The organism is Cellulosilyticum lentocellum DSM 5427 (assembly GCF_000178835.2).
GTDB classification, from domain to species: domain Bacteria; phylum Bacillota; class Clostridia; order Lachnospirales; family Cellulosilyticaceae; genus Cellulosilyticum; species Cellulosilyticum lentocellum.
In genome coordinates this window covers 1,695,121-1,709,423 of sequence record NC_015275.1, presented here as the reverse complement: position 1 = coordinate 1,709,423, position 14,303 = coordinate 1,695,121, and the positions used below count along the sequence as shown (strand labels likewise).

General features: G+C 34.1%; 16 protein-coding genes. All 16 read right to left on the bottom strand.

Annotated elements, in window-relative coordinates:
* Positions 1 to 77 precede the first annotated feature (77 nt).
* The gene (locus CLOLE_RS07800) at positions 78 to 416 is read right to left on the bottom strand and encodes a P-II family nitrogen regulator (RefSeq protein ID WP_041712938.1); all 339 of its coding nucleotides are present in this window, start codon (positions 414 to 416) and stop codon (positions 78 to 80) included.
* Positions 417 to 454: 38 nt separating this feature from the next.
* Positions 455 to 1,711 (bottom strand): ammonium transporter, encoded by a 1,257-nt coding sequence (locus CLOLE_RS07795; protein ID WP_013656550.1) that lies wholly within the window; start codon positions 1,709 to 1,711, stop codon positions 455 to 457.
* Between the two features lie 994 nt (positions 1,712 to 2,705).
* A complete protein-coding gene (locus tag CLOLE_RS07790) occupies positions 2,706 to 2,939 on the bottom strand; it encodes a hypothetical protein (protein ID WP_013656548.1) in 234 nt (77 codons plus the stop codon).
* Positions 2,940 to 3,010: 71 nt separating this feature from the next.
* The gene (locus tag CLOLE_RS07785) at positions 3,011 to 3,439 is read right to left on the bottom strand and encodes a DUF1893 domain-containing protein (protein WP_013656547.1); all 429 of its coding nucleotides are present in this window, start codon (positions 3,437 to 3,439) and stop codon (positions 3,011 to 3,013) included.
* A complete protein-coding gene (locus tag CLOLE_RS07780; RefSeq protein WP_013656546.1) occupies positions 3,405 to 4,013 on the bottom strand; it encodes an ECF transporter S component in 609 nt (202 codons plus the stop codon). Before CLOLE_RS07780 ends, CLOLE_RS07785 begins: the two co-directional genes overlap by 35 nt.
* Positions 4,014 to 4,017: 4 nt before the next feature.
* Positions 4,018 to 5,148 (bottom strand): aldo/keto reductase, encoded by a 1,131-nt coding sequence (locus CLOLE_RS07775; RefSeq protein ID WP_041713545.1) that lies wholly within the window; start codon positions 5,146 to 5,148, stop codon positions 4,018 to 4,020.
* A gap of 209 nt (positions 5,149 to 5,357) precedes the next feature.
* Positions 5,358 to 5,501, bottom strand: coding sequence for a hypothetical protein (locus tag CLOLE_RS23345; RefSeq protein ID WP_013656544.1), 144 nt, complete (start codon positions 5,499 to 5,501; stop codon positions 5,358 to 5,360).
* A 218-nt stretch (positions 5,502 to 5,719) separates the two neighbouring features.
* On the bottom strand, positions 5,720 to 5,968 hold the full coding sequence (locus CLOLE_RS07770; RefSeq protein ID WP_013656543.1) for a sugar-binding transcriptional regulator: 249 nt from the start codon (positions 5,966 to 5,968) through the stop codon (positions 5,720 to 5,722).
* Positions 5,969 to 6,211: 243 nt separating this feature from the next.
* Positions 6,212 to 6,463, bottom strand: a complete 252-nt coding sequence (locus CLOLE_RS07765) for a hypothetical protein (RefSeq protein ID WP_157864045.1) — start codon at positions 6,461 to 6,463, stop codon at positions 6,212 to 6,214.
* Positions 6,464 to 6,493: 30 nt separating this feature from the next.
* Complete coding sequence (locus tag CLOLE_RS07760) at positions 6,494 to 7,138, bottom strand: tetratricopeptide repeat protein (RefSeq protein WP_013656541.1); 645 nt, start codon at positions 7,136 to 7,138, stop codon at positions 6,494 to 6,496.
* 470 nt (positions 7,139 to 7,608) lie between these two features.
* Positions 7,609 to 8,895, bottom strand: a complete 1,287-nt coding sequence (gene brnQ, locus CLOLE_RS07755; RefSeq protein WP_013656540.1) for a branched-chain amino acid transport system II carrier protein — start codon at positions 8,893 to 8,895, stop codon at positions 7,609 to 7,611.
* A 405-nt stretch (positions 8,896 to 9,300) separates the two neighbouring features.
* Positions 9,301 to 9,636 (bottom strand): YddF family protein, encoded by a 336-nt coding sequence (locus tag CLOLE_RS07750; RefSeq protein WP_013656539.1) that lies wholly within the window; start codon positions 9,634 to 9,636, stop codon positions 9,301 to 9,303.
* 264 nt (positions 9,637 to 9,900) lie between these two features.
* The gene (gene vanT, locus CLOLE_RS07745) at positions 9,901 to 11,040 is read right to left on the bottom strand and encodes a serine racemase VanT catalytic subunit (RefSeq protein WP_013656538.1); all 1,140 of its coding nucleotides are present in this window, start codon (positions 11,038 to 11,040) and stop codon (positions 9,901 to 9,903) included.
* A 23-nt stretch (positions 11,041 to 11,063) separates the two neighbouring features.
* The gene (locus tag CLOLE_RS07740) at positions 11,064 to 12,080 is read right to left on the bottom strand and encodes an acyltransferase family protein (protein WP_013656537.1); all 1,017 of its coding nucleotides are present in this window, start codon (positions 12,078 to 12,080) and stop codon (positions 11,064 to 11,066) included.
* Positions 12,070 to 12,903 (bottom strand): D-alanyl-D-alanine carboxypeptidase family protein, encoded by an 834-nt coding sequence (locus tag CLOLE_RS07735; RefSeq protein ID WP_013656536.1) that lies wholly within the window; start codon positions 12,901 to 12,903, stop codon positions 12,070 to 12,072. Before CLOLE_RS07735 ends, CLOLE_RS07740 begins: the two co-directional genes overlap by 11 nt.
* A gap of 2 nt (positions 12,904 to 12,905) precedes the next feature.
* Entirely contained in the window at positions 12,906 to 13,958 is a 1,053-nt protein-coding gene (gene vanG, locus CLOLE_RS07730) for a D-alanine--D-serine ligase VanG (protein WP_013656535.1), read from the bottom strand.
* Positions 13,959 to 14,303 lie beyond the last annotated feature (345 nt).

Genomic DNA, 14,303 nt, shown 5'->3' with positions numbered 1-14,303 from the left:
CGTATATAAAAAGAGTATTACCCAACCTTGATTTAGCTAGGTAATACTCTTTTTCGGTTCATTAATAATGTTTCTATCTATAGTGCTTTATCACCATGCTCTGCTGTTCTAATACGAATACAATCGACAACATCATATACAAAAATTTTGCCATCTCCAAACTCACCTGATTGTGTCACTGAAATAATAAGTTTAATCATTTCATCTAAACGCTCATCTGGAATAATAAGTTTAACTTCTACCTTAGGTAAGGTATTAACAATAATCTCATTAGCACGAACATGCTCCGTATAACCATATTGATTACCACACCCATAAATCTGATTAATGGTCATTCCTGGAATATTTGCTTTTAATAAAGCCTCTTTAAGTTGCTCTAAATTTTCTGGCCTAATAATGGCTTCAATTTTTTTCATCATCTTTCCCTCTTTTCTCTTTATAATCACTCATGGTGTTAATCTAAACCATTATAAGCAGGATAAGCTGCTTCATTATGCTCTGCTAAGTCAAGTCCTACACCCTCAGCTTCCACACTTACACGTAGATCCCCAAAACATTTCATAACCTTTAAGATAATAAAGCTTACTACTACTGCAATAACGATTGTTACAACAATACTAAGAAGTTGTGCTCCAAATAATTTTGTTTCTCCATAAATAAGACCATTCCATTTAATGACATCTGGATTAATAGATTGGTGTGCAAAAATACCTGTTGCAATCCCCCCCCAAATACCACCTATACCATGGCAACCAAATGCATCTAATGCATCATCATAAGCAAATTTACCTTTTACCTTTGACATAAAGAAGAAGCAAAGTGGACTTACTACAAGGCCTATAATAATAGAAGCCCAAATAGGAACAAAGCCTGCACCTGGTGTAATGGCTACAAGTCCTATAACACCACCTGTTGCTGCACCTAATACCGTTACCTTTTTATAAACAATCTTCTCAACAATTAACCAAGAAATAAGTGCTGCTGCTGCTGAAGTATTGGTTGTAAGGAAAGCGTGAACCGCTAAAGGACTGGCAGCTAAAGCACTACCTGCATTAAAACCAAACCAACCAAACCATAATAAACCTGCGCCTAAAACAACAAAAGGAATATTATGTGGTTTATAGGAAAGCATACCATAACCACGGCGTTTACCTAGAATGATACATGCTACTAAACCTGTTACACCTGAGCTAATGTGTACAACATTACCACCTGCAAAATCAAGTGCACCTAACTCTCTTAAGAAACCACCTGCACCCCAAACCATATGAGCTAATGGGTAATATACTAATAAAGACCATATACCTATAAAAATAACTAATCTAGAAAACTTCATACGTTCTGCCACAGCTCCGCAGATAAGAGCAGGTGTAATAATAGCAAACATCATTTGAAAAGCTGCAAATAAGGTTTCGGGAATCGTTCCTGAATAGTCACCATTGGGCTGCATCCCAACACCGTTAAAGAACAAATGATTAAGACCGCCTAAAACACCTGCATGATCTGTTCCAAAAGATAGAGAATAGCCACAAATAATCCACATTAATGAAGCTAAACCACAAATAAAAAAACAAGATAAAAGTGTGTTTAAAGCATTTTTTCTTCTTACCATCCCAGCATAAAAGAAAGCAAGCCCTGGTGTCATTAAAAATACCAGTGCCGAGCAAATCATTATAAATCCTGTATCTCCTGCATTAATTTGTAAATTCATTTTTTCACCCTCCTACAATTTCAATTTTTTGAAACGCAAAAAGGCGACCTCGCATCATCATGATGCAAGATCGCCTTTGACCTTTATCAAGAATCATTCTAACATTCATTTTTTAAATTGCAATATAGATTCCAGAATATTTATATATTCTTAACATTCCTAAAAATATTATTGAATTGTCTTTTTATTAAGGCTTGCATTTTTAAATAAGAGGACTATAATGTAGGTATCAACTTTTAGAGCTGAAATCTTCATCAAAGGAGGTCCTTGTCTATGTCACATAAAAAGTCTATCAACAAACGTTTAGCGGCTAGCAGGGTTTCTACTGATGCAGCTAAAGAAGCTACTTCAAGTAAAACTAGCACACAATCAAAAGCCAAACATTAAAGTATTTTTATAAAATGAAAAGAACACACTGACTATTCTCAGTCAATGTGTTCTTTTCATTCTATGAGTGATAAGCATTCATTCAAAACTTCTTCTGAAATCTCTTCCTGCATCATAACCTCACCTCTTTTTAATAAAGCTCTGTTTCCCTTATTAAAACAGAACTGTGTTAAGATTGTAAGATGCTCTGTATTAAAATCACGTTAAACTTATCTATAACAATGCTCATCTTAGCTGTAGCTATTTTTGCTCACAAAAAGCAGTGTTATGGATAAACACTGTCTTCTTTAATTGATTTATTGATCCATTTGGGCTGTAACTTCTTCCTTATCATTTAATTGCCTATATACATTAGCCATTGTAATATTCATACAAGGAATAAGCCAAAGATACCCGATTCCCAAAGTTAAATTAGCAAGTATCCCCCTGCTAAGTATTCTAACCCTTCTTTATATGTATTACGTATGTTCTGAAATTATTCCCCTCAATCAATAACAGCATTTTCCATCTATTTTCTTTGCTTCACTATTAATTCACCGCTTCTAAAAGATTGCCTTTGCAAAAAAACAGCTTAGGCGTTCACACTTAAAGCCTAAGCTGTTTTTATTTATTTTATAATACCCTTTGCCCTTAAATACACACCCAACTTCTTATTTTCTACATGAGTAAAGGTTTCATTATAGTCCTTTGTACTATATTTAATAAGACCACACTCACGTGCACCACGTAAGGCCTCTCTTACCTCTTCACGAGATACCTTGGTGCGCCTTGAGATTTTTTCCATATTCTCACAACCTAAATAAAATGCCTTAAATACTGCCATTGTTTGATTAATGTCCATTATTTTATCCTTTCAACTTCTGCGCCTCTGGCTTAAGCTCTATTCTATCTTAAATTCGCATAAATGAAAAGCTATTGATTTTTTCTCATCATTGCCATCTTATTTCTAAGAGCCTCATAAGCTTCATTGACTTCTTCTATCTCGAGCACACTTGCTTCCATAGGGCACATACCATCGCCTTGTCGATTAATAATATAAGGGACTACTTTTTCATAGGTTACTATAATCTCTGTGTCTTTTAAAGCCCTTAGAGCATGCTCACTTATAATACTTGCATACAAACTATGAATTTGTGCTTTTTTATAAAGCATTGCCGCTGACTTACCTACTACTTTATCAGCTACAATAGCTCCTTTAAAGAACTGTTCATTTTTTTCTAACTGATTTAATATAGGTGAAATCCCCCTCTCTTTTGAAAGATAGCTTTCTTCTCCTATAAGTGCTATACAAGTAGAGTCTGTCTCCCTAAGAAGCTTTTTTGCCCTGTCTAATAATGTCACTTAATACGCCTCCTTTTTTTAAAGCTAAAATAAGAACAGGAATACATACTACTTGAATGACTATCCCAGGTATACCTGTTATAATAGCCGTTCCTACCATCCCTATACTTAAACCTTTAACACCAAATAAGTAAATTGCCCCAACTATCATTAAGCCATAAACGATTCTTCCAACCAACATAGCACCTAATAAACTTATGTAAATACCAAATCTTCTTTTATAAAAACCTAATTGTTCAAATAACAGACCACTAATAGCTCCGTATGTAGCTAACTCTCCTATCATAAAAGGTAACCTTGCTATGGCCGGCATGCCTGTTGTCATGGCGCTAATGAGGGGTGAAATCATGCCTATTATTAAACCATAAAGCGGTCCTAATAAGAAACCTGCTATTAATACAGGAATATGCATAGGTAAAAAAACAGCTCCAGAGGCTGGAACACCTGTTAAGTGAAAAGCTTGTGGAACTAAAATCCCCATGGCCAATAGTAATCCTCCTGCTGCTAAACGTTTAACATTCATTTTTGTTCTCCCTTCATTTTGATCACCTTTTCCTTTTCCAGCACCTGCCATCTTTTTAAGGCTTCCACTTAGGATTTTCTAGGTCAATCATCACCTGTTCTAAATCTTTTCTAATGGCAATCTTTTGCGGACAATGCTGCTCGCATTTACCACATTTGATACACGCATCTGCTTTGGCTTTTCCTAAATTTCTCTCCCAATCCCAATTTACAGCCCAATAATTTCGATATATATGATAAGTATTCCACAGCTTAAAGTTAAAAGGAATATCTACCCCAGCTGGACATGGCATACAATAACGGCACCCTGTGCAACCATTTTGTACACGACTTCTTAAAATACCTACTATTTCATTAATTGCTTCTTTCTCTTTCTCTGTCATAGGCTTATAATTACAAAAAGTATTTAAATTATCCGCTACTTGTTCTGGCGTAGACATACCACTTAAAATCACTTTTACATTAGGATGACTTGCTACCCAACGAAGTGCAAAAGAAGAAATACTTGCTGTTTCATCCATAGCTGTAAAACGAGCATTAATATCGTCAGAGAAATTAGCCAGGCTGCCACCCTTAATAGGCTCCATAATCACAAGTGGAATCCCAAGCTGCTCAGTTAAGGCATAGCCTTTTTCACCTGCTTGTTCTTCAGTGTCCATATAGTTGAGTTGAATTTGACAAAAGTCCCATTGACGATAAGTAGCAATTTCTTCAAATACTTCATAATCATCATGAAAAGAAAAGCCTAAATACTTGATTTTTCCTTCTCTTTGTAGCTGCTCGCAATATTCAATAATGCCATAATCTAATACTTTTTGCCAGGTTCCTTTATTAAGGGCATGGAGTAAATAAAAATCTATGTACGTTTTGTCTAACCTTTCTAACTGTTCTTCAAACAAGCGTTTTGCGTCTTCTACAGAATTAACTAACCACATAGGAAGCTTTGTAGCCAAATAATAGCTACTGCGTTCATATTCATTGAGGACTCTCCCTACAAAAGGCTCACTTGCACCATTATGATAAGGGTATGCTGTATCAATATAATTAACACCCTTTGCCATAGCTTCTTTAATCATATTCGTTGCTACTAATTCATCAATCTTTCCCTCATTCATTGGAAAGCGCATACAGCCAAATCCTAAAAGAGAAAGATCAATTCCTAGGTTTTTCATCTTTCTTGTTACCATCATAGATTATGCCCCCTCTACTTACATCATGCTTTTTCTTATTACTTATCTATTGTATCATATAACTTTTAAATAAGTACAATTAAGCAAAGTTTTTCTCTTTTAAAAAGCTAATAACCTTCTAATCATGCTCATCTTAACTGAAACTACTTTTACCCACAAAAAAGACAGTGTTATTAGTAAACACTGTCTTTTAAAATTGATTTATACTAATTACTCTTTTCATGTTTCCCATGTACACCTATTTTGTCACCATTAATTCTTCCTCTATCAGCATAGGTGGTAGGATCCATCTTTCTTAACTCGGAATTACTTTTTTCTCTATCTTTTACTCTATTTTTATTATTATCCATACTATGCTCTCCTTTTATTTTGCAGTACCATTTTCCTTAGATGAGCTTATACAAAAAGCTATCTCTCTTTATTATTAGAAAATGAAATGGAGTTTATTTATAAGTTTGATTAGTATATTCTTCCATAGCCTCAGGTTTCTTGTGCATTGATTTCTTCAAACATCTCCATAATCTCCTCAGCAACTTTGAAAAACAGTCTAGCCTTTCATAATGAAGGACTAAGCTGCTTCTTTTATTTTATAATACCCTTTCGCTCTTAAATACGCACCTAGCTTCTTATTTTCTACATGAGTAAATGTTTCATTATAATCTTTTGTACTATACTTAATAAGTCCGCACTCACGTGCCCCACGTAAGACTTCTCTTACCTTTTCACGAGATACTTTAGTGCGTCTTGCAATCTTTTCCATATTCTCACAACCAAAATAAAATGCTTTAAATACTGCCATTATTTGATTAGTGTCCATTATTTTATCCTCTCAACTACTGTTCATCTTGCCAAATTCCTATTCTAACTTAAATTAGCATAAATGAAAAGCTATATATCTAGCTAGTTCAGGACAAGTAAAGAGCAAGCTTATGTAACTAAGCCTGCTTGTTATGCGCTAAAAATAATTATAAAAACACTAATGCATATAATCATTCATATGAATCTCACTGAATACCTCATCAAAATCCGAATAGCCTACTAGTGCCTTTACATCCTCAAGCTAAATATAATAATAGTATTCTGAATCTAGTTCAACACACTTTTTTAGACTTGTATAAGCAGCCTCCAAATCATTTAACCCTATGTACGCTTTACACTGCCAATAATAACCCTCTTCTGGATACTCACTCCTCTGAATATAAACATCTATTGCTTCAAGGGCCTCTTCATATTGGGCAAGCATCAACTTCAAATCCACCTTGTAATAATCTATCATTTCTGTATCCGAACACACCTGAGCCTTTTGCTCCACAACGGACAGCAACTCTTCATATTTTTTTAGTTAATACCCTATATGAATCACTCCATAATAATAATCATCGTCTTCTGGATTCAGCATGAATGCTTTCCCAAATAATTCATAGGCTTCTTCGTATTTTTCTTTGTTTTTATAAATCATACCTTGCCCATAGAGACAGAAAATATTGTCAGGTTCTATCTCCAATCCCATAGTATAAGCCTCTAATGCCTCCTCATTCCGCTCTAGTCCTAGCAAAGCATTTCCTTTATTGGCATATTCTTGGCTAGTCCCACCACTGATGCCTATGGCAGCTTCAATATCTTCTAGCCCAAATCGAAATAGTCCCAGTTCGTTATAGTACATCCCTCTATTATTCAAAGCTACATCATTATCCAAATCCAGTGTCAAAACCTCATTAATTAACATTATTGCTTCTTCAGACCTATCTTGTTCATTCAAAATAGCTGCCTTGTACATCATTGCCTTAATATCTATTGGATGTTCCTCAAGATAGTCTTCCACAGACTTTAGCGCATCTTCATATAACTCCTCCTGAGTCACTTCATCATATGACCACTCATAGTCTTCTGTATAATCAGGTCTATCTTCATCAACTTTTTGAACCTCTCCTATAATAGTTGCACTTAAAATAGCACCTAAAAAAAGACCCGAAAGAAACTTTTTCATTTTATCTCCTCTTATCCCCATTAATCATTTTATCCATTCTTCATTAACAATTACCACCTACAAATTAACTAATTCTGGATAGTATCTATCTCTCTTTGAATATCAGTAATCTGACTAAAATCATATCCTGCTTTTTCAACAACAATCATACGCTATTCATTACACCGACCTCTATTTTAAAAATTTCACTACTAGCGTTTGCATTGCAAAGTACAGACCTTACTTATCACTATTAGTATAGCATTACTACTTGTACAAATAAAGGTATCGTCTTAATTATTAGAATTTTATGTTTAAAATAAAAAATAAAAAAACAAAAAAATTACTAGGTAATATTTAAGGTATGAAAAAGCTCCAACAAGGTGGTACAACATCAAGTTGAACTCCTGTCAGAGCTATATGTTTCGTCTAACACCAAGATCTTGTCCTTTTAAGCGCTGTGAAGAAACGAAGGAGCTAGCTATTTAATATTACTCTCTTACCTGTTTCAAATCCGCAAGTTTATAAACCATAAATACTACTAGAACTGGTACAACCCATGGAAATCCCATACTACTTAAAGGAATAAGTCTAATTATTTTTTGTAACGGTATAATCCCTAATGTTTGTCCCATAACATCAAATAGAGATATGGCTAGGGTTGTATAAACTGCTATTTGATAAACCCTATCACTAGCAATCCATTGGTCTACAAATGTAAATCCTATAAGTACAATAATAACAGGATAAAGAATTTTAAGCACTGGTAGTGTAATCCCTACAATTCGATCTACTCCCATAAGTGCTATGCCCATACTTACAATCGAAATTAAAATAGCTCCTAACCAATAAGGTAATTTCCCCTTTGTTAAATCTGAAAAATACTCTGCTCCTGTAGCAGTTAACCCTATAGAGGTTGTTAAACAAGCTAAAGATACTGATATAGCAAGAAAAACTGATCCCGTTTTACCTAGAATTTGATGTGCAAGCGATACAACTAAAGCTGTTTTTTCTATTGTTTCATTCATATGACCTGTATACATCCCTAGGTACATCAATCCTCCATAAATAATGCCAAGGCCAATGATAGCTACTAAAGAAGATTTTAACGTAAGTGTTATAATCTCCTTAGGCTCATTATAACCTTTGGATTTAATCGTATGAACTATCATACCACCAAAGCACACTGCTGCAAGAGCATCCATGGTCTGATACCCTTCTATTAAAGAGTCTGCAAATACATTATCTAAAGTTGTTTCTGTTACTGGCCCTAAAGGTGATATACTCCCTCTAACAATTAGTGTCACTAAAGTAACTAATAAAATCGGTGTTAAAAACTTACCTATTAAATCCACAATAGATATAGGACTAATAACAAGGAAGGTATTTATTAGAAAATATATACCAATAATTGCTACAGGATTGATATTTTCAAAAAAAGGTTTAATCCCTATCTCATAGGTTGTTGCAGCTGTTCTTGGAATAGCAAAAAAAGGGCCTATAGTTAGCATAAGTGATGTGATTAAAATTGCAGAGAACAAACTACTTACATGGTTTCCTACAACCCTGAAATCCCCTCCAACTTTAGCTGTTGCCATAACACCTAGTAGAGGAAGCCCTACGCCCATAATCATAAATCCAATTAATCCTATCCAATACTGATCACCTACCATACGCCCAAGGTAGGGTGGAAAAATAAGATTACCTGAGCCAAAAAACATTGCAAACAATGCAAATCCAATAATTATCATGTCTTTTATACTTGTGTCTTTTTTCATGTTGAATCTCCTGTCTATTATTTATGTAACCTACCGATTGTATTTTAATCTATTTTGCTGTGTAAATATAGTCTCAAAAAGTTTAACGCAATTAAAAAATATTATTTACCTTCTTCTATTATTTTAGTCATAAAGGTATGGCTTACTATTTACTGATACCTTCTCGGGCTACAACAACCATGTAAAAAAGAGCCAAATGACATCTATCATTTGACTCTTCTTTGCGTTCCAGCATCTCATTATTCTTTTTGATTTATTGTATAGCAAAAAAAGGCATAGCCGTAATCCCTCAGCATGCCCTGCACTTAAAAAAGTAATCTGATATGTTATAGAATTGAATTCCACATTAATTATCTGACCGCTGTCACTCTTGGTAAAAGCCAAGGTCAATCCCTTTCTTGATTACTATTTAAGACGAACCATTCTCTTTAAACAATAACCAATATCCTCTACTTCTTCCCGATTAAGGACAACGCCTTCATCTGGTCTTTCCTTAAGTTTGAAAACAATGGCTATTTGTCCCACCTCTTGATGAAATTGAATTCGGTTCATCATTATTGGTTGCTCTAATAATTCTCTCATAATAGTTGCTGTTGCTTCATGACCAATAGCTGATATAAATCCATAGGTTTGTAAAAGTTCTCTAGCTGTATCAGTATCAATGTCTGATATTTCATAAAGTCCATTTGTTGTTGCTACAGTTCCATTAAATAAGGCTATGGGCCAGGTATTTTCTTTCACCCACTATCTCCCCCCTAAAAATCTTCCGTTTTTATGAAGTTTAAAACTTTTATCTTGTATATTATTCATACCTTTTCTTATTATTATACTTTCTTCTTAGTTCATTCCAGTCAATGTATCGTCATTTTATAGTCTCATTATATCACAATTCATCATAAAAATAGAAAACTTTCATTTATCTCATATGAAGTTACCTCATTTAATGCAAGAAAAGCTACATCATTAATCATTTGGCTCCTCTTTATCCTATCACTTTCTATCACTTTAAATGTATACTTTTTTAACCCTTTGCCCTATACCAGTAAGCGTTTCGTTATTTATCGTATTGGTCAATAAACTAATTTGATTAACTGATAGATAAGCTTCTTCATCTTTTCCTATTAATGTAACCTGACTTCCAACCTTTATATCATTAAGAGATGTCACATCAACTATCATTTGATCCATACATACATTCCCAATGATAGGTACTTCTCGTCCTCTAATTAATACCTTACACCCCCTCTTCGATAAATAACGTGGATAACCATCTGCATAACCAATGGTCACGATCGCAATGACACTTTCTTTTTCTACTTTAAAATGATTACCATATCCTACCGTTTCACCCTTATCCACATGTTTAATGGAGCCAACTTTTGCTCTTAATGATAGAACAGGCCTTACATCTAACCGCTCTGCTATATTCTCTTCCGGATTTGAAGACACGCCATATAAAAGGATTCCCGGTCTAGCTAAATCACACTTTATTTGAGGATAGTTAATAATGCCATAACTACTTTGAAGGTGGGTTTTTCCAACTTCTATATGGTTCTTTTTAAGACTGCCTATTATTTCATAAAAGGTTTTAATTTGATATTCGGTAAAGCTTTTATCTTCATCACATAAACTGTCTGCTCTTGATAAATGGCTAAAAGTGCCTGTAATCTCTAAATTTTCTTTTCTGTAAATAGCCATTAATGCATCTAGATTTGTTGCTCTTAACCCTAGTCTATTCATTCCTGTATCTAACTTAATGTGTACTCTTAGTCTTCCCTTCCCTTTACTTATTTTCTCTGCGTAACTCTCATCAATCAGTGCCTGTGTAATATGATAATAGATTAAATCCTCTCTGCGTCCTATAGGTGTATATCCTAAAACTAAGATCTCTCCCTCTATCTGATTTATCCTTAACTCTATAGCTTCATCGATACTGGCTACTGCAAAATGCTCTATTCCTAAACGTTGTAAATGTCTAGACACTTGAACTGCCCCATGTCCATAAGCATCTGCTTTTACTACAGCTATCACCTTACACATGGCCGGTAATTGCTCTTGAAGTTGTCCAAGATTATGTTCTAAATTAGAAAGATTAATCTCACTATATGCCCTTAGTAACTCAATATTTACTTTGCTATTACTCATTATGTCATCCCCCTTATGCTCGTCTAATTACTCAGTTTCTTTTTCTTTTTAGATAGAAATAGCATCACTACAGATCCCACTAGTGACAATACTACTACCCCTATATAATTCATCAAACTATTATCTACAATCAGATACGTTATGTTAAATGCTTTTCCTAGCATCCTTATGACTACAATCATCATTGGATGAAGTATATAAATCCAATGACTGATTAGCCTCAAGCTTTTTCTCTCTTTACAATTTATTTCCATACATAATTTAAATAAATAATAGACAGTAGGTACTAAAAAAATCGTCATACTATCGTGTCTTTGTACTTCATACCTTTTGAGACATAACACCTCTATTAATAATAAGGTACCAAATACCATAAGTAGCATTCTATCTTTCTTATTATTAGACTTATCAAGCTTAGTAAAACTCATACCCATTGCAATAAATAGAGGTGCGAAAAATATACCATTTCTTGTATAGTCGCATACTGAAAATATGCCTTCATATAAACCACTCACTATTGGTACCTCTTGAGTAAACCCAAAGTAACTATCACCAAACAAACCTATGATGTATAGTACAATGCAGATTATAAACACCAATCTTGTGGAAAGTTTTTGCTTCAACCCATAAACAATACTCATGCCTAAAATGAGAGCCGGCAAATACCACAAATGATAAAATGTCCCATTAAAGACGATAGACTTAATCCCTTCTAATAATGTAAAAGGGTTAGTAAAATCTCCTTTATAAATATTTAAGGGTAAATACATGATGCTTGCTACTAAATATAGCCACCCTATTTTTTTGATAAACGCATATAACACTTCTTTATTTTTCTTATCATCACTTAATTTTAATGCAAAGAAATAGCCAGATACTATGAAAAAGAAAGGCACTGCTACCCTAGCAATAACGCGGCATAAAATGTAATTACTATACTCACTATAAGAACTGAGTGGATCTATATGAATCGCAACTACTAGTAGTGCTGCTGCAAATTTAAATAGGTCAATACCACCGCTTTTTGACTTATATTCCATCTTGCCATGGCTCCTTTGGTGTCACTATTGTCACAATCACCCCATCTTTATTGTTGCCAGATAACTCATAGTTCTTATCCTTAGCTATAAACAACTTACTAGGTGTCTCTCCTATCTTTACAAAATAGATTTCCACTATTTGCTCTTTCTCATCAACAATAAGATGTTTATGATTCATTTCAAATCCACCTAGAAAGTCAATATACTCCTCTAAGCAATAGCTTAGTCTGTTCATTAACTTTGCATGAGATATACCTACATATCTAAAATGCCATGGTTCTTCTGAAATACCTGTTATATGTGTTTTATCCTGGTCATATCTTCTAACAAACCCATACCGCTCTGCTAACGCTTTAAATTCGCCACATACGCCTTCATTAGGAAAAGAAGGAGAAATAAAATCTATGCTATCTGCTTGCTCACCTATATCTATAGCTAAACCACTTTGATGTTCACTTGCCATAGGCTTTGCCACATATTGTCTAGTAAAAGCTAAACCATTTTCTGCTATAGAATTGACATAAATTTCTTTTTGCTCTTCTTCCGTACGAAAGCCACTTACAGCAACCATCCTTTTTCTAGCATCACATGCATCGATTAAAGCGATTAGTTTTTCATGTGCTTCTATGTTCATAGAAATATCATCTTTTCTATAGCTCTCAAAATGTATCTGAGATAATGTAGTTAATGCAAGTGGTTGATTCACAAACTCATGCTTACTATTAACAAGTATGAGATTTCCTGAGTAAATAGCTTCTTTAGTTAAATTTATCTCTACATACTCTGCTGTATCAATTAAAAACTTTTCTTCTATTTTATGCATATCTATACCTCCTCTAAAGCCAGCTCAATTAGTCTCGTAATGACATCTGTGTAACTTAGACCAATGGAAGACATCATTTTAGGATATCTACTGCTACTTGTAAAACCAGGTAGCGTATTGACTTCATTAAAATAGATTTCATTACCTTGTGTTAAAAACATATCTACTCTGGCAAGTCCTGTACAAGATAGGATTTCATATATTTTAATTGCTGTTTTCTTAATCTGATGTGCCACTTCTTTTTCCACTCTAGCTGGCATATGGATTTTTGAATTAGCAAGCATATACTTCTCATTAAAATCAAAGAAATCTCCCATGAGTTCAATCTCATCCACCTCTCCTATCATAGGATTTTCATTCCCTAATATGGCACATCCAACTTCAAATCCATTTATATTTTCCTCTATAACAACCTTATCATCTTCTAAGAAGGCTTTACTTATTGCATCCTCTAACTGTTCAAAATGAAACACCTTGGTAATGCCTATTGAAGACCCTGATTTTGCTGGTTTGATATAAACTGGTAGCTTTATGTCTACTTCTTCAAGTCTTTGTTCTGCATTTCTATCTTCCTTATATAAAACAATTGATCTAGCTACTTTAATCCCTTCTTTTGCAACTAAACGATGAGTGATTGCCTTATCCATACAGATTGCCGAAGCTAATGTCCTACACCCTACGAAAGGAATTCCTGATAATTCTAAAAGGCCTTGTATCGTTCCATCTTCTCCAAATTTTCCATGCAAGATTGGAAAAACTACATCTACCTCAGTCACCTTATATCCTTCTGGACTTAGCTCAATTAGCCCTTTTTGTTCCCTAGAAGGTGATATAAATGCTTCTACGCAACTTTTATCAGTAAGCCATGTATGATTTCTTATCATTTCAACATCACCGAAAAACCTTAACCATTTTCCTTCTTGTGTAATGCCTAACATCATTAAGTTATATTTGCTTAAATCCATATTTTCTATCGCTGCTGCAGCTGACTTTAAAGATACTTCATATTCATTTGACATCCCACCAAAGATTACTAATACATTTTTCTTTTTCATCGCTCATTCTCCCTTTGATACGCTCAGTTAAATTTTTATAAACTTGCTATATATCTAGATTAACAATTCTTTATAACAATCCACTTACTATTTTCATTACGAATTTGTCATAAATTATTTTTTAATGCTATTAGTGTGGCAATCTGACTTTAGCATGCAAAAAGAGCCAAACAACATTTGTCATTTGGCTCTTTTTATGCTCCAGCACTTCATTATTCACTTTTTCTTACTTATGCTATTGCCAAAAAAGGGCATAGTCATAGCTCCTCAGTACGCCTTGCACTTCAAAGGCCTGATAGCATAAGTTATAAAAGTTTCAACGAAGAGTGAGGAGCTCTTAAAAGT